The 19,241-nt window shown below is 40.8% G+C and carries 16 protein-coding genes and 1 riboswitch; of the genes, 10 read left to right on the top strand and 6 right to left on the bottom strand.

Going from position 1 to position 19,241, the window contains the following annotated elements; all coding sequences use genetic code 11:
- Nucleotides 1–11: 11 nt before the first annotated feature.
- Nucleotides 12–779: an NRDE family protein gene (locus tag AAIB49_RS08605; RefSeq protein ID WP_343457821.1), complete on the bottom strand. Its 768-nt coding sequence runs from the start codon at nucleotides 777–779 to the stop codon at nucleotides 12–14.
- A gap of 208 nt (nucleotides 780–987) precedes the next feature.
- Between AAIB49_RS08605 and AAIB49_RS08600 the strand changes: the two genes are divergently transcribed.
- The 4 genes from AAIB49_RS08600 to AAIB49_RS08585 all read left to right on the top strand — a co-directional run bounded on the left by AAIB49_RS08600 (nucleotide 988) and on the right by AAIB49_RS08585 (nucleotide 5,623).
- On the top strand, nucleotides 988–2,406 hold the full coding sequence (locus AAIB49_RS08600) for a DHA2 family efflux MFS transporter permease subunit (protein WP_343457820.1): 1,419 nt from the start codon (nucleotides 988–990) through the stop codon (nucleotides 2,404–2,406).
- Between the two features lie 97 nt (nucleotides 2,407–2,503).
- Nucleotides 2,504–3,535, top strand: coding sequence for a S66 family peptidase (locus tag AAIB49_RS08595; protein WP_343457819.1), 1,032 nt, complete (start codon nucleotides 2,504–2,506; stop codon nucleotides 3,533–3,535).
- Nucleotides 3,536–3,600: 65 nt separating this feature from the next.
- Nucleotides 3,601–4,200, top strand: coding sequence for a short chain dehydrogenase (locus AAIB49_RS08590; protein ID WP_343457818.1), 600 nt, complete (start codon nucleotides 3,601–3,603; stop codon nucleotides 4,198–4,200).
- A gap of 613 nt (nucleotides 4,201–4,813) precedes the next feature.
- Nucleotides 4,814–5,623, top strand: coding sequence for an HAD family hydrolase (locus tag AAIB49_RS08585; RefSeq protein WP_343457817.1), 810 nt, complete (start codon nucleotides 4,814–4,816; stop codon nucleotides 5,621–5,623).
- Nucleotides 5,624–5,779: 156 nt separating this feature from the next.
- Here the strand turns inward: AAIB49_RS08585 and serA are convergent, their stop codons facing one another.
- Genes serA through AAIB49_RS08570 form a run of 3 tightly spaced genes read right to left on the bottom strand, consistent with a single transcriptional unit; the run spans nucleotide 5,780 to nucleotide 8,747 of the window.
- Nucleotides 5,780–7,369 (bottom strand): phosphoglycerate dehydrogenase, encoded by a 1,590-nt coding sequence (gene serA / locus AAIB49_RS08580; protein WP_343457816.1) that lies wholly within the window; start codon nucleotides 7,367–7,369, stop codon nucleotides 5,780–5,782.
- Nucleotides 7,366–8,523: a pyridoxal-phosphate-dependent aminotransferase family protein gene (locus tag AAIB49_RS08575; protein WP_343457815.1), complete on the bottom strand. Its 1,158-nt coding sequence runs from the start codon at nucleotides 8,521–8,523 to the stop codon at nucleotides 7,366–7,368. Before AAIB49_RS08575 ends, serA begins: the two co-directional genes overlap by 4 nt.
- A 53-nt stretch (nucleotides 8,524–8,576) precedes the next feature.
- Nucleotides 8,577–8,747, bottom strand: coding sequence for a hypothetical protein (locus tag AAIB49_RS08570; protein ID WP_339216167.1), 171 nt, complete (start codon nucleotides 8,745–8,747; stop codon nucleotides 8,577–8,579).
- A gap of 108 nt (nucleotides 8,748–8,855) precedes the next feature.
- Between AAIB49_RS08570 and rbsK the strand changes: the two genes are divergently transcribed.
- Entirely contained in the window at nucleotides 8,856–9,743 is an 888-nt protein-coding gene (gene rbsK / locus AAIB49_RS08565; RefSeq protein ID WP_343457814.1) for a ribokinase, read from the top strand.
- A gap of 19 nt (nucleotides 9,744–9,762) precedes the next feature.
- On the opposite strand, the gene AAIB49_RS08560 is transcribed toward rbsK, so the two are convergent.
- Both AAIB49_RS08560 and AAIB49_RS08555 read right to left on the bottom strand, forming a co-directional pair.
- On the bottom strand, nucleotides 9,763–10,866 hold the full coding sequence (locus AAIB49_RS08560) for a 5-methyltetrahydropteroyltriglutamate--homocysteine S-methyltransferase (RefSeq protein ID WP_343457813.1): 1,104 nt from the start codon (nucleotides 10,864–10,866) through the stop codon (nucleotides 9,763–9,765).
- A 64-nt stretch (nucleotides 10,867–10,930) separates the two neighbouring features.
- A complete protein-coding gene (locus AAIB49_RS08555) occupies nucleotides 10,931–11,689 on the bottom strand; it encodes a cyclase family protein (RefSeq protein WP_343457812.1) in 759 nt (252 codons plus the stop codon).
- 85 nt (nucleotides 11,690–11,774) lie between these two features.
- A riboswitch (SAM riboswitch) is annotated at nucleotides 11,775–11,876 on the bottom strand.
- A gap of 144 nt (nucleotides 11,877–12,020) precedes the next feature.
- Here AAIB49_RS08555 and AAIB49_RS08550 point away from each other — a divergent pair.
- The 5 genes from AAIB49_RS08550 (at nucleotide 12,021) to AAIB49_RS08530 (ending at nucleotide 19,112) form a co-directional block, all read left to right on the top strand.
- Nucleotides 12,021–15,476 (top strand): hypothetical protein, encoded by a 3,456-nt coding sequence (locus AAIB49_RS08550; RefSeq protein ID WP_343457811.1) that lies wholly within the window; start codon nucleotides 12,021–12,023, stop codon nucleotides 15,474–15,476.
- Nucleotides 15,477–16,004: 528 nt separating this feature from the next.
- Nucleotides 16,005–16,781, top strand: a complete 777-nt coding sequence (locus AAIB49_RS08545; protein WP_343457810.1) for a Cof-type HAD-IIB family hydrolase — start codon at nucleotides 16,005–16,007, stop codon at nucleotides 16,779–16,781.
- Nucleotides 16,782–16,866: 85 nt separating this feature from the next.
- The gene (locus AAIB49_RS08540; protein WP_339216153.1) at nucleotides 16,867–17,484 is read left to right on the top strand and encodes a 3'-5' exonuclease; all 618 of its coding nucleotides are present in this window, start codon (nucleotides 16,867–16,869) and stop codon (nucleotides 17,482–17,484) included.
- Between the two features lie 155 nt (nucleotides 17,485–17,639).
- Complete coding sequence (gene sppA / locus AAIB49_RS08535; RefSeq protein WP_339216151.1) at nucleotides 17,640–18,632, top strand: signal peptide peptidase SppA; 993 nt, start codon at nucleotides 17,640–17,642, stop codon at nucleotides 18,630–18,632.
- A 12-nt stretch (nucleotides 18,633–18,644) separates the two neighbouring features.
- A complete protein-coding gene (locus AAIB49_RS08530; RefSeq protein WP_339216149.1) occupies nucleotides 18,645–19,112 on the top strand; it encodes an RDD family protein in 468 nt (155 codons plus the stop codon).
- The last annotated feature ends 129 nt before the right edge of the window (nucleotides 19,113–19,241 follow it).

The following is a 19,241-nucleotide window of genomic DNA, read 5'->3' as shown; positions in this document are numbered from 1 at the left end:
AATGAAATTCTCTAGCTATTTAGTTGAAATTGAACATGAACCTCATCTATAAATTCTCCCGCTTCAAATGTTCTTTCTGAAAAGGAAACCCGATTATCGTAATCAATTGTAAGCACAGTCGAACAACGCGTACCATATCCTGGCATGTTAATAAACATAGGTGATAGCTTCTTCTCTAATTCCAGCCCAATACCGGTATCTGGAAGCAAGGATTCCTCTGCTTCTTCGGCATCAGTAAGAATCTGAAATAAGTCATTTGTCTGCACGACTTCTGTTTGTTGCAAATAATGATGTAATCGCTTCTTACCATTTTCTACTTTCGGCCAAGGTGTATTGAGAAAATGATTGCTTAAACCATGTACACCAGGTGAAAGTGACGTGATTTGATCTTCAATATTGTTATAATACGCTAGATGATCCCCATCTCCGACAAGCACATTAAAGCCAACAAAAGCCTCCTTTTTATGACGTAGTTGGTGGATATAGTCATGGGAGGATTCATCGCCTGTTAAATAATTGGATACGATATGACCTCGTGATGTTTTTCCCGGATTCATATGTGCCGGGTCACGATAATTAGTAAGGGCTGCAATTCGACCATTCCGAGAAATGCCGAGCCATGTTCCCATCTGTACTAAATCTCTACCGGCTAAAACATCTGGTTGGTCTTCCCAAAAATGTGCGGGTAACGTAGGACGCTCATAGGACTCATCCCGGTTTGCTGCTAGAACTAGCTTATAGGTTGGGTGTTCTTGTAATTGGAAAAGGATTAGACACATTGTTAAATAAAGTCCCCTCTTTTTTTCTTTTATTATAATTGGAATCTTCTCTGAATAAAATTAATTCGTAACCAGAAGTATTATTTGTTATAATGATGGCTACGAACATGTAGAAGGATATGGAAATAAATCTAACGAGAGAAGTGGACATAAAAATCCGAACTTGTGGTATCAATAATAAGAGATTAGTGAGAAAGAAGGCTGCCAAATGGTTCATCATCACCATGAAGTGGATTCGGTAGAGAATATACGAAAGGGTCCACTACTAATTGTTTTATTAACAGGGACATTTGTTGCTATTTTAAATCAGACCTTGTTAGTTACAGCATTGCCTGTCATCAAAGAGGATTTAAATATCGATGATAATACCGTTCAGTGGTTACAGTCCATTTTTTTATTGGTGAATGGAATTATGATTCCCATTACGGCGTTTTTAATTGCTCGGTTTTCAACGAGAACCTTATTTCTTTTAGCAATGGGTTCCTTTGCTTTAGGTACGTTAATTTGTACGATTGCGCCGGAGTTCCTCACATTACTGGTCGGAAGGGTGCTTCAAGCAGCAGGGGCAGGTATTATGATGCCACTCATGCAAACCATCATGTTTCTCATTTTTCCTATTGAAAAAAGAGGTTCAGCGATGGGCTTGTTCGGGTTAATCATTTCCTTTGCTCCGGCAATTGGACCAACTTTATCTGGATATTTAATTGAGCATTACCCTTGGCGAAGTTTATTTTATGTTGTACTTCCTATTGTGATTATTGATATTGTGTTAGCGTATTTTGTACTAGTGAGTGTGACGAAGCAAACATTTCCTAAGGTCGACATCTTATCAATCGTATTATCAACACTCGGGTTTGGTGGTTTATTATACGGATTTAGTACTGCCGGTTCGAGTGGTTGGCATAGCGCTGAAGTATTGTTATCGATAGTTCTTGGCGCGGCTATCCTGACTTGGTTTATTTTACGACAGCTTAAGCTAGATACGCCAATTTTAGAATTCCGGATTTTTAAAGAGAAAATCTTTACTCTAACAACCGTGCTTGGGATGACCGTATTTCTTGCCATGATCGGTGGAGCCGTTATTCTACCATTATTAATGCAGGATATGTTAGGATTCTCCCCTATGCAATCTGGATTGGCTATTTTACCAGGTGCCCTCATTATGGGGGTAATGAACCCTGTTACAGGACGATTGTTTGACCGTTTTGGTGCAAAGTGGTTATCCTTAATCGGTCTATTGCTCATTACGGTAACCACATTTATGCTAGCTGTATTAAATTCAGAAACAACCTTCACGTACATCGCATCCGTTCAAGCGGTTCGCATGCTTGGAATAGCGATGGTGATGATGCCAGTTACAACAGCAGGATTAAACCAGCTTTCTAGTGAAATGCTACCACATGGTACCGCAATGAATAATACACTTCGTCAAATGGCAGGTGCTATTGGTACCGCATTACTTGTTACAATTATGACAAGTAGCGCCATCCCAGAAGAGGGGGTCAATGGCGTGATTCATGGGGTTAATGTGGCGTTTTCTGTAGCTGGAATTATAGCGGCAGTAGGATTAGTTCTAACTTTCTTTATCAAGTATCATCACCCAGGAAGAGCTAAAGCAGGTGAATAATTCTACCCCAGGGGAATTGAATCCTCTGGGGTTTTTGTTTGTTTAGAAGGAGTATGGCTACTTCACGGCGAATAGTAGAGAGTAGGGAGGTGGAAGTATGGTCATAAAACCTAAAAAGCTACAAAAAGGAGATAAAATCGCCACCGTGAGCTTATCCTGGGGTGGTGCCGGGGACCAAGCTATAGCCTGGCGATACGAGCAAGGTGTGAAACGATTAGAGGAGATATTTGGTCTTGAGGTGGTACCGATGCCAAATAGTTTAAAGGGAAGCCAATATATTTATGAAAACCCAGAAGCACGGGCAGAAGATTTGATGACCGCATTTCAGCATAAAGAGATTAAAGGAATTATTTCGAATATTGGTGGAGATGATAGTATTCGGTTATTACCTTATATTGATTTTGAGCTAATTCGCCAGAACCCGAAGATTTTCATGGGATATTCTGATTCAACGATTACTCATTTATTCTGTTATAAAGCGGGAATTTCCTCATTCTACGGACCAGCTATTTTAACAGACTTTGCAGAAAATGTAGAAATGCATTCTTATACGATCGAAATGGTACAGCGTACATTATTTTCTAGTGCGCCTATAGGTGAGATTTTACCTCCGCCGGAATGGACGAGTGAGTTTCTTGCTTGGGAGGAAGGGCATAACGAGAGGAAACGGAAGATGCATCCGAATTCCGGCTATGAGGTTTTACAAGGAGAAGGAGTCGTTCAAGGCCGGTTAATAGGTGGATGTGTAGAAGTATTGGAATTTGCGAAAGGTACGAGCATTTGGCCAGGCTTAGACAATTTTGACAACAGTATTCTATTCTTAGAAACCTCAGAAGAAAAACCTGATCCGAACCTGTTACGTTACTGGCTTCGAAATTATGGGGCGCAAGGAATTTTAGCTAGTATAAATGGTATGATCATAGCAAAGCCCAAGGATGAAAGATTCTATACCGAATATCAGGAAGTAATCCAGACGGTCTTGAAGGAGTATAATCGAGAGGATTTACCTGTACTATATAACCTTAGCTTCGGTCACACAGAACCAAGGTTTATTTTACCATATGGTGCAATGGCAGAAATAGACTGTGAGCGTGTTCGATTTTCCATCGTTGAAAATGGAGTGGAATAGTTTACAAACTGTCCATCATAGTAATAAGTATGGAGATTTTTAAAGTCCAAAAAGGGGATATGCCGATGAGGATTTTAGTAGTTGGTGCCAGTGGAACAATTGGGAGTGAGATTTGTAAGGCGTTAGAACATCATGATCTAATTCGTGCTGGACGAAATGGGTTAGATGTATCAGTGGATAATACATCGCCAGACAGTATTAAAGCTATGTATGAAAAAATCGGAAAAGTCGATGCAGTCGTGAATGCCGCTGGAGGCGCCAATTTCGCTTCTGTATCGGAGCTAACTCCTGAGCTGAATGAACGCGGGTTAGAAAGTAAATTAAAAGGGCAAATTAATTTAGTCCTACTAGGTTTAGATTATGTAAATGATGGTGGTAGCTTCACATTAACTACAGGTGTAATGATGGATGACCCGATTCGCATGGGAGCATCCGCTGCCATGGCTAATGGCGGAGTAAAAGCCTTCGTAAAAGCAGCAGCGATTGAAATGCCAAGAGGAATTCGCATCAACAGTGTCAGTCCAACCATTGTAGAAGAATCATTTTCGAGACTAGAGAAATTCTTTGTAGGCTTTACACCAGTACCAGCTAGTAAAGTTGCAACTTTTTACCGGAAAAGTGTGGAAGGCGCACAAACCGGGCGAAATTACGAGATTTATCAATAAAAGATAACGTCAAGACAAGAAAGCCTGTCTTGGCGTTTTTTAGTAGACGGATCAGTACACGAAGCAGCCAAAAAGGTAACAGAGAGAGTCCCTCAGTGACCGAAATGTGGAGGAAGCAGTGAAAAAGGTAACAGAGAGCATCTCTCAGTGACCTAAATATGGAAGAAACAGCCAAAAAGGTAACTGAGAGCCTACCTCAGTGACCTAAATGCGAAGGAAGCCCTGAAAAAGGTAACAGAGGGATCCGCTCAGTGACCTAAATGGGTAAGAAGCAGCAAAAAAAGGTAATAGAGGGATCCGCTCAGTGACCTAAATGCGGAGGAAGCAGTGAAAAAGGTAACAGAGAGCGCTCCTCGGTGACCTAAATGCGGAAGGAGCAGCCAAAAAGGTAACAGAGGGATCCGCTCAGTGCCCTAAATGCGGAAGAAACAGTTAAAAAGGTAACAGAGAAGGCGGATCAGTTCCCTTAATTGAAAGAAACAGTGTAAGAAGGTAACCGACGCCACGCCTCAATGCCCTTATTAACAAAGGATGAGGAAAAAAGGTAACAGATCCCATAATCCCTCGTTCTTCCCATTATGTTAAACTTAAAAGAAAAGGAGTAGGTGTGCCAGTGGTAAAAGCGATTATTTTCGATTTGGATGATACGTTATTAGATGATAAAAGAAGTATTCAGGAAGCGATGCGGGCAACATGTGAACAAGCTGCCGAGAAATACGACATCAATCCGGAAGCATTGGAAGCGAAAGTACGTGACATTGCACGGGAGCGTTACAAGGCATATGAGACATATGCCTTCGCGAAAAAAATAGGAATTAATCCGTTTGAGGGGCTTTGGGGAACATTTGATGATCCCTTTGAAGAGTTTCAAACTTTACATCATATCGCACCCGAATACCAGTTTCAAGTGTGGACAAAGGCTTTACAGTCTATTGGTATAAAGGATGAGGAGTTCGCAAGGGAATTAGCAAAGGCCTTCCCAGAGCACCGGAAGAATGTGCCCTTTGTTTATGCGGATACCTATGCGGTCTTGGAAGCGTTAAAAGCTAATTACGAGTTGTACATGCTAACAAACGGTGCACCTTCTCTACAACGAACTAAGCTTGCGTTATCACCACAATTAGAGCAATACGTTACTCGTGTGTTTATCTCAGGAGACTTCGGTATTGGCAAGCCAGATCCGTCCATCTTTACATATGTACTAGAAAGTATTGGAATAACAAGTGATGATGCCATCATGGTTGGGGATAATTTGAACACGGATATACTAGGGGCAAATCGAGTAGGAATGAGGAATGTATGGATTAACCGGAACGGACTGGAGGCGACAGATATTCTACCAACCTATGAGATTAAGAATCTTACAGAGCTTATTCCACTTATGGACAGCATATCCAAAGGAAAAGCTCGTGCCGATGTATGATGAGGCAAGCATGCTGCTAGATCTAAAATATTGCTCGGAATCTAGCAGAAATTAAACATGGGTGAGCCTATGTAGTGGAAAAAGGAGGCTCACCCAGTTATCTATACACTATTTTGTCTTTTTACATCATTTTGTCTAAACCAAGCTTACATATCGTTATAAATCGATTATTCTAACTTGGTGAATCTCCCGAAGCTGCAGGAGCTCTTGCAACACCTGATCATGGACATGTTTATCCACTGTTAGCATCATGATCGCATCCCCGCCTATATTAGACCGATCCACCTGCATAGTAGCGATATTGACCTCATGCTTGGCTAATAGGCTACCCATCTTTCCAATGACACCAGGCTGGTCCGTATGGTAGATAACAATGATATGACCTAAAGGGGTGATATCGACACGGTAATGATCGACTTTAACAATACGCGGACCTAACCCACTAAGTACAGTTCCAGCGACACTGCGAGTTCCGTTTTTAGTTTTCATCTTTACCGTAATCAAGTTGGAAAATCCTTTTTTCGTATAGGTTTTACTTTCGTGAATTTCAATGCCTCTTTTCTTCGCGAGATAAAGGGCGTTAACTTCATTAACATGGGTTCCAAGATGGCGCTTCAGCATACCTTTTACGACTTTCCTGCTTAGTGGGGAGAGGTCATGCTTTATAAGGTCTCCGGTATAGGTAATAGTTATTTCCTCGACTACTTCATCGGTCAAATAAATAAGAAATTCTCCAAGCTTTTCACAGATTGGAAAATACGGTTCCACCTTTCGCAGTAGCTCATTGTCAAGGGATGGCATGTTGACAGGATTTCTGACAGGGTCGCCATTAAAGTACCGTAAGATATCTTGACTAACATCGATGGCGACATTTTCTTGTGCTTCGATTGTACTTGCTCCAAGATGTGGTGTAGCAATAACCTCATTTAGCTCCAGTAATTTATGGTTCAAGAAGGGCTCTTCCTCCAGCACGTCTAAGGCAGCACCTGCTACTTTTTTGGAAACTATCGCATCATATAATGCGTCCTCATCAATAATCCCACCACGGGCACAATTAATAATTTGCACGCCAGGTTTCATTTTGTGAAAGGCTTCCTTATTTAGTAGATGCCTAGTCTCTTTTAATAATGGGGTATGAACAGTAATGAAATCCGCAATTCGTAGGACATCATCGAGGCTGCCATACTCAATCCCCATTTTCTCTGCTTTTTCTTTCGTTAGAAAAGGGTCATATGCGATAACATTCATTCGTTGTCCTCTTGCACGGTAAGCAACTTCTGCTCCAATGCGTCCTAGTCCAATAATGCCAAGTGTTTTATTTTTAAGCTCGACGCCAATATAGGATTTACGATCCCACTTTTGCTGTTTTAAAGCAAGGTAGGCTTGGGGGATCTTTCGTGCTAGTGCCATTAACATAGCCATCGTATGCTCAGCAGCCGAATTCGTATTGCCATTTGGTGCATTGACAACTATAATGCCATGTTCAGTGGCGGCTTCCATCGCAATATTATCCACACCGACACCTGCACGACCGATAATTTTGAGATTGCTAGCACGCTCCATTAACTCCCTCGTTACTTGGGTTTGGCTTCGAACGATAAGGGCATCAAATGCGCCGATGTTTTCTAGCAGCTGTTCTGTATTCCAGTTTGGATTCATCACCATATGAATATGGGAAGCTTCTTGGAGTGGTCTTATGCCATCTTCACTTAAAGGATCAGAGATTAATAGATTATATTTCTTCATGGGCTTCCTCCTCTTAAGTATACAAGTTGAGCGGCATTGACTCCAATTCCGACATTGTATAGGATACCAAGCTTAGCCAATCCTAATTCGATACAGCTAATCGTCTGTAAAATATCTGCTGGTGTACAGTAGCCCATATGGCCAATGCGAAAAATCTTCCCTTTTAACTGCTGTTGTCCACCTGCAAGCACAAGGCCGAACTCCTTTTTGACCAATTGTCTTACGTTATCTGGGTGAAAGTTAAATGGCTGAATTGCTGTTACGGTTGGGGAAGCATCTGTATCATTAGTCAACAATGGAATTCCGTGCGCTTCAAAAGCAGCTCGAGTCATCTGTTTCATGAGCTGATGTCTTTTCCAAACATTAGCAAGACCTTCTGATTCAAGTAATTGAAGTGATTGTTCTAGACCATATAATAAGGAAATCGCGGGTGTGAATGGTGTGGAGTCAAGTTGCTGGTTATCTCGGTATTTTCTAAGGTCTAGATAAAAGCGTGGGTGCTGATTATGTTCGATCTTGTTCCAAGCATTCTTACTGGCTGCTATGAATACGAGTCCTGGTGGGAGCATCAATGCTTTTTGGGAGCCTGTTACACATACATCGATTTGCCATTCGTCCATGTTCATTTCCACTCCGCCAATACTAGATACACCGTCTACAATGAATAGGGCATCTGTGACTTCCTTTATAGAAGCAGCGAGTTCTTGGATAGGATTTAAAACACCTGTAGACGTTTCACAGTGAGTGGCAAAAACAGCTTTAATAAACGGGTGGTGCAGTAGATAGTCTTGAATCTCTTCAGGGTGAAGCGCCACTCCCCAAGGGTAATCCAACCTATGTACGTGCAGGTTATAAGCTTCACAAATTTTGACAAAGCGGTCACCGAAAGCCCCAGTAACCACGACAAGGACTTCATCACCAGGAGTTACGGTATTAACGACTGCAGCTTCCATACCTGATGTACCAGAACCAGCAACGATAGCTACGTCTTCCTTAGTACCAAATAACTTCCTTAATTTCGGCTTGATATGCTTCAGTAAATCTTTTGTCTCTTGGTCACGATGGCCGATCATCGGTTTTGTCATAGCTCGTTGAACACTTGGTGGGATTGGGGTTGGACCGGGGATGCGCATTAGTTGATAATCGTTTAACATAAACTACTCCTTTCGTATGCTTTCCTATTTGCTAAAAAAACATCAGGATGAACCTAATGCTTTCTTCTAAAACGTCGGCGGATTCTTGCTGTTACGTTCTCTTCTGGGTTATCATTTAATTGTTCCTTCGGTTGTTTAGTAAAGGCAAGGCGATTAGAAAGAAAATATAAGCCCTCTTCAAGTACAATTAATAGCACGATAATCAAAATAATCCAAAACCACATAGAGGCGCCTCCTGAAAAAATATCTAATTCATTTTCTTACATTTTACCAAAGTTCTAGAAAATATTTTATAGTTTTTTATTTATTTCAACAAATCAAGGGGGATTACCATGAATAAATCAACAATCGTTACAGTAGTGGGAAGCATTAATATGGATCTAACGGTTACCACTGATCGAGTACCAGAAAAGGGAGAAACCGTAATGGGGAAAAACTTTGCCACCTACCCTGGTGGTAAGGGAGCCAATCAGGCAGTCGCAGCTGCAAGACTAGGCGCTACCGTGCAATTAATTGGAGCGGTGGGAGATGACACCTTTGGAAAAAGCTTACGAGAGAATCTGCAGAGAGAAGGAATTGATACAACAGGTGTTGAGATAAAAGAAGGAATTGCTACCGGTACAGCAACAATTATATTAGCAGAGCAAGATAATCGGATTATCGTGGCACCAGGAGCAAATTCACATGTAACCAAAGATATGGTAGCGAAATATGAGGAACAAATTAAGAATAGTGATGTGGTACTGCTACAGTTAGAAATTCCAATAGAAACCATTTTTTATGTTACAAGCTTAGCACACCGATTCGAAGTTCCGGTTATTGTCAATCCAGCTCCTTATCAACAGCTGCCGGAAGAAGTATATCAAGCGGCTACTTTTATTACACCGAATGAAGGGGAAGCAAAGGAGATGTTCTCCGAGATTTCACCTGAAGGACTTCAGGACAAGCTCATCATCACGAAAGGTTCAGAGGGAACGCTATATGTTGATCAGAAGGAAGAAATACTAGTGCCGGCCTATTCGGTTTCCGTACAGGATACAACTGGAGCAGGGGATACCTTTAATGGTGCACTTGCCGTTCTAATCGGCGGGGGAGCAACCCGAGAAGCAGCTATCCAATTTGCCAATGCGGCTGCCGGATTATCCGTTACAAAAATAGGAGCACAAGCTGGTATGCCGACAAGTGAGCAAGTATTGGAGTTTATGCAGAAGAATAAATAGGGGGGAGAGTCCCCCTATTTTATCCCCATACCTCTTTCGTAATATCCACAATAAACTTCAATTTCGCCCATTGCTGTTCTTCCGTTAACTTATTTCCATGATGAGTAGAAGAAAAGCCACACTGTGGACTTAATGCAAGCTGATCCAGCGGCACATAGCGACTGGCTTCTTGAATACGACGCTTAATTTCTTCTTTATCTTCCAATTCACCAAACTTTGAAGTAACAAGACCTAATACAACACATGCGCCACCTTTAGGGATGTAATTTAATGGCTTGAAATCACCAGACCGCTCGTCATCATACTCTAGGAAAAATCCATTCACCTTTTCTTTTGCAAATAATGTTGGTGCAATCTGTGCATAGCTACCTTCAAATGCCCATCTAGATTCATAGTTTCCCCGACAGAGATGGGTGGTAACATATAAATCATCTGGTTTATCCTCTAATACACTGTTGACGACATGAAGGGATAGCTCAATTAATTCCTCACGGGAGAGTTCAGGCTCATATGCTACTAGACTATCTGCATTCAGACCAGTAATATAAACATCGTCTAATTGTATATATCGGACACCGATATCGTAAAAGGCCTTTAACGCATCCCGGTAGGCTTGGATAACATCCTTCGCATATTCCTCGACAGTAGGATAAACCGCCGTGTTTCGAATACCACGATGGAATAATTGGTTAGGACTAGGAATGGTTTGCTTGGCAACGGCACGTCCAGCTACTATTTCATTAAATAATTTAAAGTCTTCAAGGAATGGATGATCCTCATTAAAGGAGATCTTGCCGATATTGCGAACATCATATGGTTCTGTTTCCACGCCTTGAAACTTAATGCCTCTTTCCGGCACATAGCCTTCAAATCCATTTAGATTTTCAAGAAAATCAATATGCCACCATGAGCGACGAAATTCTCCATCGGTCACTAGCTCCAGCCCGACTTCAATTTGTTTATCCACGATACGCTGTAGTTCCTTATTCTCTACTTCTCTTAGTTCTGCTTTGGAAATATTGCCATTCTTATAGTCTTCTCTTGCTTTTAATAGATTTTCCGGGCGTAGTAAGCTCCCTACATGGTCAGCTCGAAATGGCGCTTGAAATGTTTTCGTAGTCATGTTAATTCCTTCTTTCTTTTTGATTATAGTGGGATTTGCTTCTAGTTTTATTACTTTAAATTTTCTATGGTAATAACGCAAAAGATCGTACGGGGAATCCGGATGCTCCTTTTGCTTTTGGAACGATGTTAAAGATAACGGCGCCCTTAGCAGGTACCTTATCTAGATTAGTAAGCAGCTCTATTTGGTAAGTATCCTGGTCCAGCACATAATATTCGCCTACTAGTGCTCCATTTTTTCGGTAATCGACCGCAGAATCTGTATCAAACGTTTCATGGCCGATAGCTTTGATTTGACGTTCTTCAAATAGGAATTTCAGGGCATTTAGTCCCCAACCTGGTGCATGGGCATTGCCATCTTCATCTTTATTTTCGAATAAAGCGTGATCAGGCCAACGTTTACTCCAATCGGTTCTCAGCGCGACAAAGCTTCCTGCTTCAATTAGACCATGCTCTGCTTCAAAAGCTAGAATGTCGCTTGTAGATAGCGTAAAGTCGTTATCCGTAGCTGCTTCCTTTGATTTATCAATGACTACAAGAGGTAACACAAGCTCTTTTAAGTCTAAATCCGCTAGATATCTTCTATCCCGTACAAAATGGATTGGTGCATCCAGGTGTGTACCATATTGCCCGGGGAAGGTAAAGCTTTGCGCAAAGAAACCATCATCATGGGTAAATAAGGTTTTAAATTCCGCTGCTTCAAATGCAGAAAAGTGTGGTGAATCGGGACCAAAGGCATGCGTTAGGTCCACCCACTCTTTTTCCTTTAATTGTTCCATTGCTTTTAATACGTCATTCGTGTTGTTCCGGATTTCGTTTGTCATTTCCTCACCTCATTTATTTAGTAAACAATCAAAAAACCTCTTCTCATAAATAAGAAGAGGCTAAACAAATTTAGGTTAGGTGCTCTTCTTATCTTCTAGCAAATGCTACTGGAATTGGCACAGTACTCAAAATGAGTCCGCTGCCGAGGCTTCAAAGGGCCAGTCCCTCCACCTCTCTGGATAAGAATCGGTCATTTAATTGTTACTATTCACTCTACATCGCTCCAAAGAGTATGTCAAGCTATAATTTTCTATATATTAAAAAATTATAATGATTCCATTAGTCGTTATTGGTATGATGAGTATATCGAAACCAAAAGGTGGGTGTTCTATGACACAACTTAGTCCGGATGAAAAGAGAGAAATCGTTCGCGAGGAACTTCATCAATTAGTGAAGGCGCGATACATCAATATGAATGTCGCAGCCAAAATTGTCCAGGCACATACAAAATATTATCAAACTATATCACGAGTGAACCAAATCAGGCAGGAAACGGTAAAGCAGGGACAGCCAAAGAAAGAACCAACAGTCACCATCACCCCTCAACCTACAAGCTTAGCGCCGAAAAACGAAGCCGTTCAATCGAAGCCGATTACGAAAGAGAAGAAGACGTTATCAGAAAAACAGGTGAGGGATCGGAATATTACCTGGGGCTTGAATCTCGGTGTAATCCTATTACTTTTAGGGGGATTAGTTCTTGCGACGAGTACATGGGATACACTTGGTGCTTGGGCGAAAACAGGACTAATCTCAACGGTTGCTATTTTGTTTTATGGATTGGCAGGCTTAACTAGCAGAATTCTCCAAATAACGAAAACAGCATTTGCATTTCTTGTGTTAGGTAGCTTGTTTTTACCAATTATCGTTGTATCTGTCGGCTATTTTGAGCTATTTGGAAGTTATTTCTCCTTTTCTGGAGAGGGGAAATTTTTATTGGGGGCAATCGGAACTTTATTCATTCTCCCTATATATACTTACTTTGCTTTTACGCAATCATCCCGTCTTTTTGTCTGGTTTTCGTATATAGCAATTAGTGTGTTCGTCGGTCTTTTGCTAGCAGCGTTATACGTACCGGTAGATGTTTTTTATCTAGGGATCATGGTATACAATGCTGCTTTAATCATCGGTTATCGGTTGCTAAAGGAGAAGAAGCGATTAAAGCCTTTTATTACGGAATTCATTCCATTTATACAAGCAAATCTCATCCTATCTACCTTATTCATGCTCATGTTCTATGATCAAGCATGGATGTATAGCTTTAATTTATTAGTAACTGCAGTTATCTACTTTTCGATGATATTTGTTACCAAGCACCAATCCTATCATTTCGTGTTTACAGCTATGGTCGTTTATGGTGGCTACCAGCTAGTGGAAAACTCAATATTGGCAGGTGTTGGCGAGATAGCTTATGCATTGTTAGGGGTATTTTTCATCGTTTTACCAAAGCTGATGAAGGATGCAGGATCTTTACAGAAAATATTTCAAGTTACGAGTGCGGTCGTCTCAGTTCTAGCATTTATATATATTACCTTTGAAGGGCTAATGATAAGAGCAGGCGAGGGCTCACTTGTTTTATTTCTTGCCTATGTTATTATGGCACTTCATTTTGCTTACCTTGCTTCACTTGTTACGAATAAGCTATTCCATTATTTAAGTCCTATTTTCTTAGTAAGTGCTTTGTATCAGCTTACTTTACTAGGTCAAGAGTGGATTGGTTATGAATCTATTATTCTTCCTGGATTTATATTGGCCTATCTTTTTTATATGCTAGGTGGTTGTCTCATAAACATATCACTTTGGCAGCCAATGAAGAATAGTACGCGTGATGTGAGTAGTATTGCGATGATTTTTTGTTTATTCGCAAGCTTTGTTATGTTCGAAAGCCTTGAGCTAAGTATTATGCTATTCTTCCTTGCTGGATTGGCGATTGTCATGAATACGTATGAAACACGTACGCATTTGCTACAGATGGCACCATGGTTGCATGGGGTAGCATTAGGATTAGCCGTTACCGTTTTATATAGTCATGTTGCACGACAAGATGCACCATACCTTGAGGATGCTTTTCTAACTATGGGAATCGTACTCGGTAGTATAGTCGTTTTAGCCGGTAGCTATAGTTGGAAAACGATGAATCAGAAGAAGTTCGCAGAGAGTAGTTTTTATCTTGCCCAATTGTTCTATGGAATTGGTATGCTAGGGAGCTTAACACTGGAGCCAGTGACTAGTGCGTTGATTACATTGGGTGGAATAGCAATGGCTTATTTGCTATACCGGAAAACAAGCTGGACTGCTATTCCCTATGTCCTTGCCAGCTTTTCTCTATTTTTCTATTTCCATCTTCTGCATATTATTCATGAGAGGATAGCCACAATTCCAGAAGTGTTCGAATGGTTCGAATGGATATTAGGAACGATATTGCTACTAGGTGTTGGATTCGTTAGCGGTAAAAAGGATTTCCTAATGCAACGAGCTTTTCACTGGGTGGGGCAAATTTACTTGCCATTAGCGTTAATTCTTACGAGCATTATTAATGGAGCAGATGCATTATGGGCATTTCTACTAGCAACGGCTATCTATGGGATTACCGTTACATTGGTTAAGAAGGAATGGCAACGGAAAACATTTTTCTATGCAGGCTGGACGACATTCTGGATTTCCCTTCCATTAGCCCTTTCCAAATGGGACTGGAATCTTGACTATATTTACACGTATTTCATCGTTAGTCTGTTGTTGTTTGTAGGTTGGATGATTGGAGATAGCGAATGGAAAAAACGAATTGCCTATTATTTTATTCCGTTCTCTAGTATCGGTATCTTCGGCTTTGTGATGAGCTATTCCCATGATGCTATCTCGTTTGGAATAACCCTCTTATTTGGAGCACTTGTCATGTACGTGTTACACCGTATGAAATGGGATATATTAACCATTCTCCCATTATTATTGCTATACGTAGGGACGATAAATTTCGGAAATACACCCGAGATGCTAGCATATAAGCCATACATTTATGCTTCATTTGCTGTGGTGGGATTAATAGTCGGCCGGATAATCTATCCAACGCTTTATCAATTAGAGACAAAACAATTTAAACTAGATTGGTATACGTTCATAGGATTTCTTGCATGCCTTAATGTATATCAGTTCAGCATTTTCACGGATCAGTTAGCTTTCAAGCTTCTTCCAGGTGTCTTAATCGTCACTGGATTACTACTTAATCGAAACCGTGTGGCAGACATTTCTGCAACATGGATCACATTTGCTGCTTTTGTCTTTGCACTACAACCATATTATGCACTGCTAGGTCACATAGAAATCGCGCCATTATTCGAAAGAGAATGCTATGTACTACCTTGGATCTTAGTCGTTATTGTTCTAAGAAAATCCGTCCTGAAGGAAAAGAAAGAAGTAGCGAACTATATTCAGTGGGCCGTACTAGTCATCGTAGCACTTTTACTAGTACAGGACGGCTTAGCGAGCAACACAATATATGATGCCTTAATCATCGGGGCACTATCCTTGGCATCACTCATTGCAGGTATGATCTATCAAATAAAGTCCTTTTTCTTTGTAGGCGCAGGCGTACTCTTATTCAACGTGCTAATGCAAACAAGACCATACTGGGGTAACCTACCATGGTGGGGTTATCTATTAATCGCTGGATCAATTTTAATAACGATAGCTAGCTACAATGAATGGCAAAAGCAGAAATCATCAGAAGGAAAAAAGACACTCGTAACAAAATTTAAAAAGCATGTGATCGAGCGGATGAAGAAGTGGGATTAATTTGTTTTAGAGGTGAATGAGGGAGTGTTGGTTGTTGGGGAGTGGGTGCGGAGTTCGCGCGGGAATGTTTGGAAGTCGCGCGAGGAAGGTGAGAAATCGCGCGGGAATTCCGGAGTTCGCGCGGGAATCCCTGAAATTCGCGCGGGGAAGTCGAGAAATCGCGCGAGAACCCAGAGGTCGCGCGAAAAACCCAAGAGGTCGCGCGAAAATCCCAAGAGGTCGCGCGAAAAACCCAAGAAGTCGCGCGAAAATCCCGAGAGGTCGCGCGGAAACCCAGAATCGCGCGGGAATCCCCGAAATTCGCGCGAGAATGCCAAGAAATCGCGTGGGAATCCCAAAAAATCGCGCGAGAACCCAGAAGCCGCGCACAAAACTCCAAGAAGTCGCGCAAAAGCCCCCGGAAACCGCGCCCCCCCCCCACACAAAATTACCAAACCCACAAGCTTCTCTATATTTGTTGACTTGTAAAGCCTTTCAATGGTTAGAATGAAAGTAGAATAAAATTCACTTAAAAGGAGATCTATCACCATGTCCCAACAAAGTATTGTATTTTTTGATATAGACGGTACATTATTAGATCACGAGAAGAAATTACCACGTTCGACGAAGGAAGCAATTCAGGAGTTACAAAGAAAAGGGCATATTGTCGCCATTGCAACAGGGCGTGGACCATTTATGTTTAAAAATCTATTGAAAGAATTAGGGATCAACACGTATGTTAGCTATAACGGGCAATATGTCGTAGTTGAAGAAGAGGAAGTCTACACGAACTCTTTACAGATGCCCACATTAAAGAACCTGACCGATCAAGCTTTAGCTAATGGGCATCCAGTTCTCTTTATGGATCCTGACGGTATGAATGCTAATGTATCAGAACATCCACATATAACGGAAAGTATTAGTGAATTAAAAATTGGCTTGCCTAGCTATAATCCACATTACTATGAGGATAATGCTATTTTCCAGTCGCTTTTATTTTGTGTGGAAGAGGAAGAGCAGCAGTACATAGATGCATTCCCAGAGTTTGACTTTGTCCGCTGGCATCGCTTAAGTACCGATATATTGCCGAAAGGTGGATCGAAAGCATATGGAATTGAAAAAGTAATGGAGAAATTACATATTCCTGAGGAAAACAGATATGCATTTGGTGATGGGTTAAATGATGTAGAAATGCTTACCAAAATTCCTAATAGTGTCGCGATGGGAAATGGAGTGGAAGAAGCCAAGAACGCTGCTAAATTTGTGACCAAGTCTGTTGATGAAGATGGAATTCTACATGGGTTGAAAATGGTAGGATTGTTATAAGGGATAGTGCTTATCATTTTATATTACAGTAAGATGCTTGCCATGTTATGATAGGTGTAACGTTATAAATAAAGGAATGTCTAATATGAATTTTGTTTCGATCGATTTTGAGACAGCGAATGAAAAGCGTCATAGTCCTTGTGCCGTCGGGATTGTGATTGCCGATGAGAAGGAAATACTAGATGAATATTATAGTTTAATCAATCCGGAAACTTATTTTAATCCATTTAATGTACGTGTACACGGTATTGTAGAAGAAGATGTATTGGATGCTAGGACGTTCTCTGAGATTTGGCCAACATTAGAAACCTACTTATCAGGTAATCTGGTTGTCGCGCATAATGCAAGCTTTGATATGAGTGTCATTCGTCAATCATTGGATAGAGGCAGCATGACATATCCGGAATTAGATTATCTTTGTACAGCCAACATTGCCAAGCACGTCTGGCCAGAGCTAGAAAATCATAAGTTAAACACACTGGCAGCTCATCATGGCTTCGCTTTAAATCACCATAATGCATTAGAGGATGCACGTGTTGCGGCAAAGGTAATGCAAAAAGCAATGGAATCCGTAGAATCCGATTCGATTGATGCCTTTTTGAAGCAATGTCAGATTACAAAGGGTAGAATTTTTGAGCGAGGATATTACCCACCGAAAGTGAAACGGACACAAAAGAAAAAACCTACTACCTTATATTTTTAGATCAACTACTAGGGGAGATACAGCTAAACAGTCGCTGTATCTTCTTTTTATTAAGTGAAATTTTAACCTTATTCATTGCACAATAATTAGATATCCAAACTCAAATAGTGTATTCTTTTGTTAAACATAATTTGGTAATAACAGGAGGTTTTTTCATGAATAAGAAACGCTGGTTTGCGCTACTTGTGGCAGTAGTATTATTTATCCTTTCCACAGGGTTTCAGCTCGTAACAAGTGTTGCAAGTACAAATTTTGAACAGTTGTTTGCTTTTCCAGAAAGTAAATTTAAAGAAGAGGTAGTGGAAACAGGAACAAATGGAAAAATTGTAGTATTACAGCTGGATGGTGTGATTCAAGATACAACACCAAGTACGCTTTTAAATACTACATCCTATAACCATCGAAAATTTTTAGAGATGATTGAAGAGGCTGGCAGTGACCCAAGTGTCGATGGTATCATTCTTCGAGTCAATACACCTGGTGGTGGAGTCGTAGAGAGCGCGGAAATACATGATAAAATCGTAGAGGTCCAAGAAGAAACGGAAAAGCCTGTATATGTATCAATGGGTAATACGGCTGCATCTGGTGGCTATTACATTTCAGCCCCTGCAGATAAAATCTTTGCTCATCCAGCGACTTTGACTGGTTCAATTGGTGTCATTATGCAAGGCTATGATCTGTCTGGATTAACAGATAAACTTGGCATTGAATTTAATACTATTAAAAGTGGTGAGTACAAGGATATCATGTCTACTTTCCGTGAAATGACGGATGATGAAAGAGAACTATTGCAGGCAATGATTGATGATATGTATGCCGACTTTGTTCAGGTGATTGTGGATGGTAGGGATATGTCAGAAAATCAAGTTCGGGAGCTTGGTGATGGTCGGGTATACACTGGTAGCCAGGCAAAAGAAAATGGATTAGTTGATGAGCTTGGAACATTAGAGGATACAATTGAAATCATGAAGGAAGATCTAGGGCTAACGAATGCAAAAGTGGTTCGATATAATAATGCTGTTGGTTTTGAGCAATTTTTAGGAATGTCTGTTCAAAGCTTATTTGGTAAAGATCAGGAATTGGTTAATATGCTACAGATAGTCCAAGAATCAAATACACCAAGAGCAATGTACCTATACTCAAATTAAGGAGGGCCAACGATGAGCGAAGCAAGTTTAAGTTATCAACATGCTGCATCCAGTTCGGAGCAACGTTTTGCCGGCTTTTGGATGCGATTTTGGGCATATGTCTTAGATATAGTGGTTATCTCCAGTTTGAATGGTATTTTGCTGTCTCCCTTTAAATTTGTGAATGATGGAATTGCCATTAGCATTGGATTATGGACTGTAACAGGGGTAATCGCGTCAATTGTCTACTTTGCCTATTTTCTTTTCATGACGAAATTTTTTGGGCAAACATTAGGAAAGATGATCTTAGGAATTAGAGTAATTCGTGAGGATGAACAATCTCTCAAATGGAGCGACGTCTTTTTCAGGGAGGTCATTGGACGATTTATTTATCGTGTGTTTTCCATCCTAATGGTTCTCTATATTATTGTTGGGTTTACCGAAGAGAAACAAGGATTACATGATATGATTGCCAGTACGAGAGTGGTTTTTGATAGGTAATGGAGGCTGGGACAAAACCCCAGTAAATTAATATAAGCATGGTCCTTACCAACGTTTTAACGGTAAGGACCATGCTTATTATTTTTTGCACGCAATTTTCTGATATTAAAGTAAACAAAAAGGACACCA

Origin of the sequence: Ornithinibacillus proteolyticus (genome assembly GCF_039581225.1) — a bacterium.
Classification (GTDB): Bacteria; Bacillota; Bacilli; order Bacillales; family Amphibacillaceae; genus Ornithinibacillus; species Ornithinibacillus massiliensis.
The sequence above is the reverse complement of the archived record's forward strand: the minus strand, read 5'-3'. Positions and strand labels throughout refer to the sequence as shown.

Excerpts from the sequence above, each read along its gene's own strand:
- AAIB49_RS08605 (WP_343457821.1), bottom strand. The coding sequence starts at position 779 with ATGTGTCTAATCCTTTTCCAATTACAAGAACACCCAACCTATAAGCTA.
- AAIB49_RS08600 (WP_343457820.1), top strand. The coding sequence starts at position 988 with ATGGTTCATCATCACCATGAAGTGGATTCGGTAGAGAATATACGAAAG.
- AAIB49_RS08595 (WP_343457819.1), top strand. The coding sequence starts at position 2,504 with ATGGTCATAAAACCTAAAAAGCTACAAAAAGGAGATAAAATCGCCACC.
- AAIB49_RS08590 (WP_343457818.1), top strand. The coding sequence starts at position 3,601 with ATGAGGATTTTAGTAGTTGGTGCCAGTGGAACAATTGGGAGTGAGATT.
- serA (WP_343457816.1), bottom strand. The coding sequence starts at position 7,369 with ATGAAGAAATATAATCTATTAATCTCTGATCCTTTAAGTGAAGATGGC.
- AAIB49_RS08575 (WP_343457815.1), bottom strand. The coding sequence starts at position 8,523 with ATGTTAAACGATTATCAACTAATGCGCATCCCCGGTCCAACCCCAATC.
- AAIB49_RS08570 (WP_339216167.1), bottom strand. The coding sequence starts at position 8,747 with ATGTGGTTTTGGATTATTTTGATTATCGTGCTATTAATTGTACTTGAA.
- rbsK (WP_343457814.1), top strand. The coding sequence starts at position 8,856 with ATGAATAAATCAACAATCGTTACAGTAGTGGGAAGCATTAATATGGAT.
- AAIB49_RS08560 (WP_343457813.1), bottom strand. The coding sequence starts at position 10,866 with ATGACTACGAAAACATTTCAAGCGCCATTTCGAGCTGACCATGTAGGG.
- AAIB49_RS08555 (WP_343457812.1), bottom strand. The coding sequence starts at position 11,689 with ATGACAAACGAAATCCGGAACAACACGAATGACGTATTAAAAGCAATG.
- AAIB49_RS08550 (WP_343457811.1), top strand. The coding sequence starts at position 12,021 with ATGACACAACTTAGTCCGGATGAAAAGAGAGAAATCGTTCGCGAGGAA.
- AAIB49_RS08545 (WP_343457810.1), top strand. The coding sequence starts at position 16,005 with ATGTCCCAACAAAGTATTGTATTTTTTGATATAGACGGTACATTATTA.
- AAIB49_RS08540 (WP_339216153.1), top strand. The coding sequence starts at position 16,867 with ATGAATTTTGTTTCGATCGATTTTGAGACAGCGAATGAAAAGCGTCAT.
- sppA (WP_339216151.1), top strand. The coding sequence starts at position 17,640 with ATGAATAAGAAACGCTGGTTTGCGCTACTTGTGGCAGTAGTATTATTT.
- AAIB49_RS08530 (WP_339216149.1), top strand. The coding sequence starts at position 18,645 with ATGAGCGAAGCAAGTTTAAGTTATCAACATGCTGCATCCAGTTCGGAG.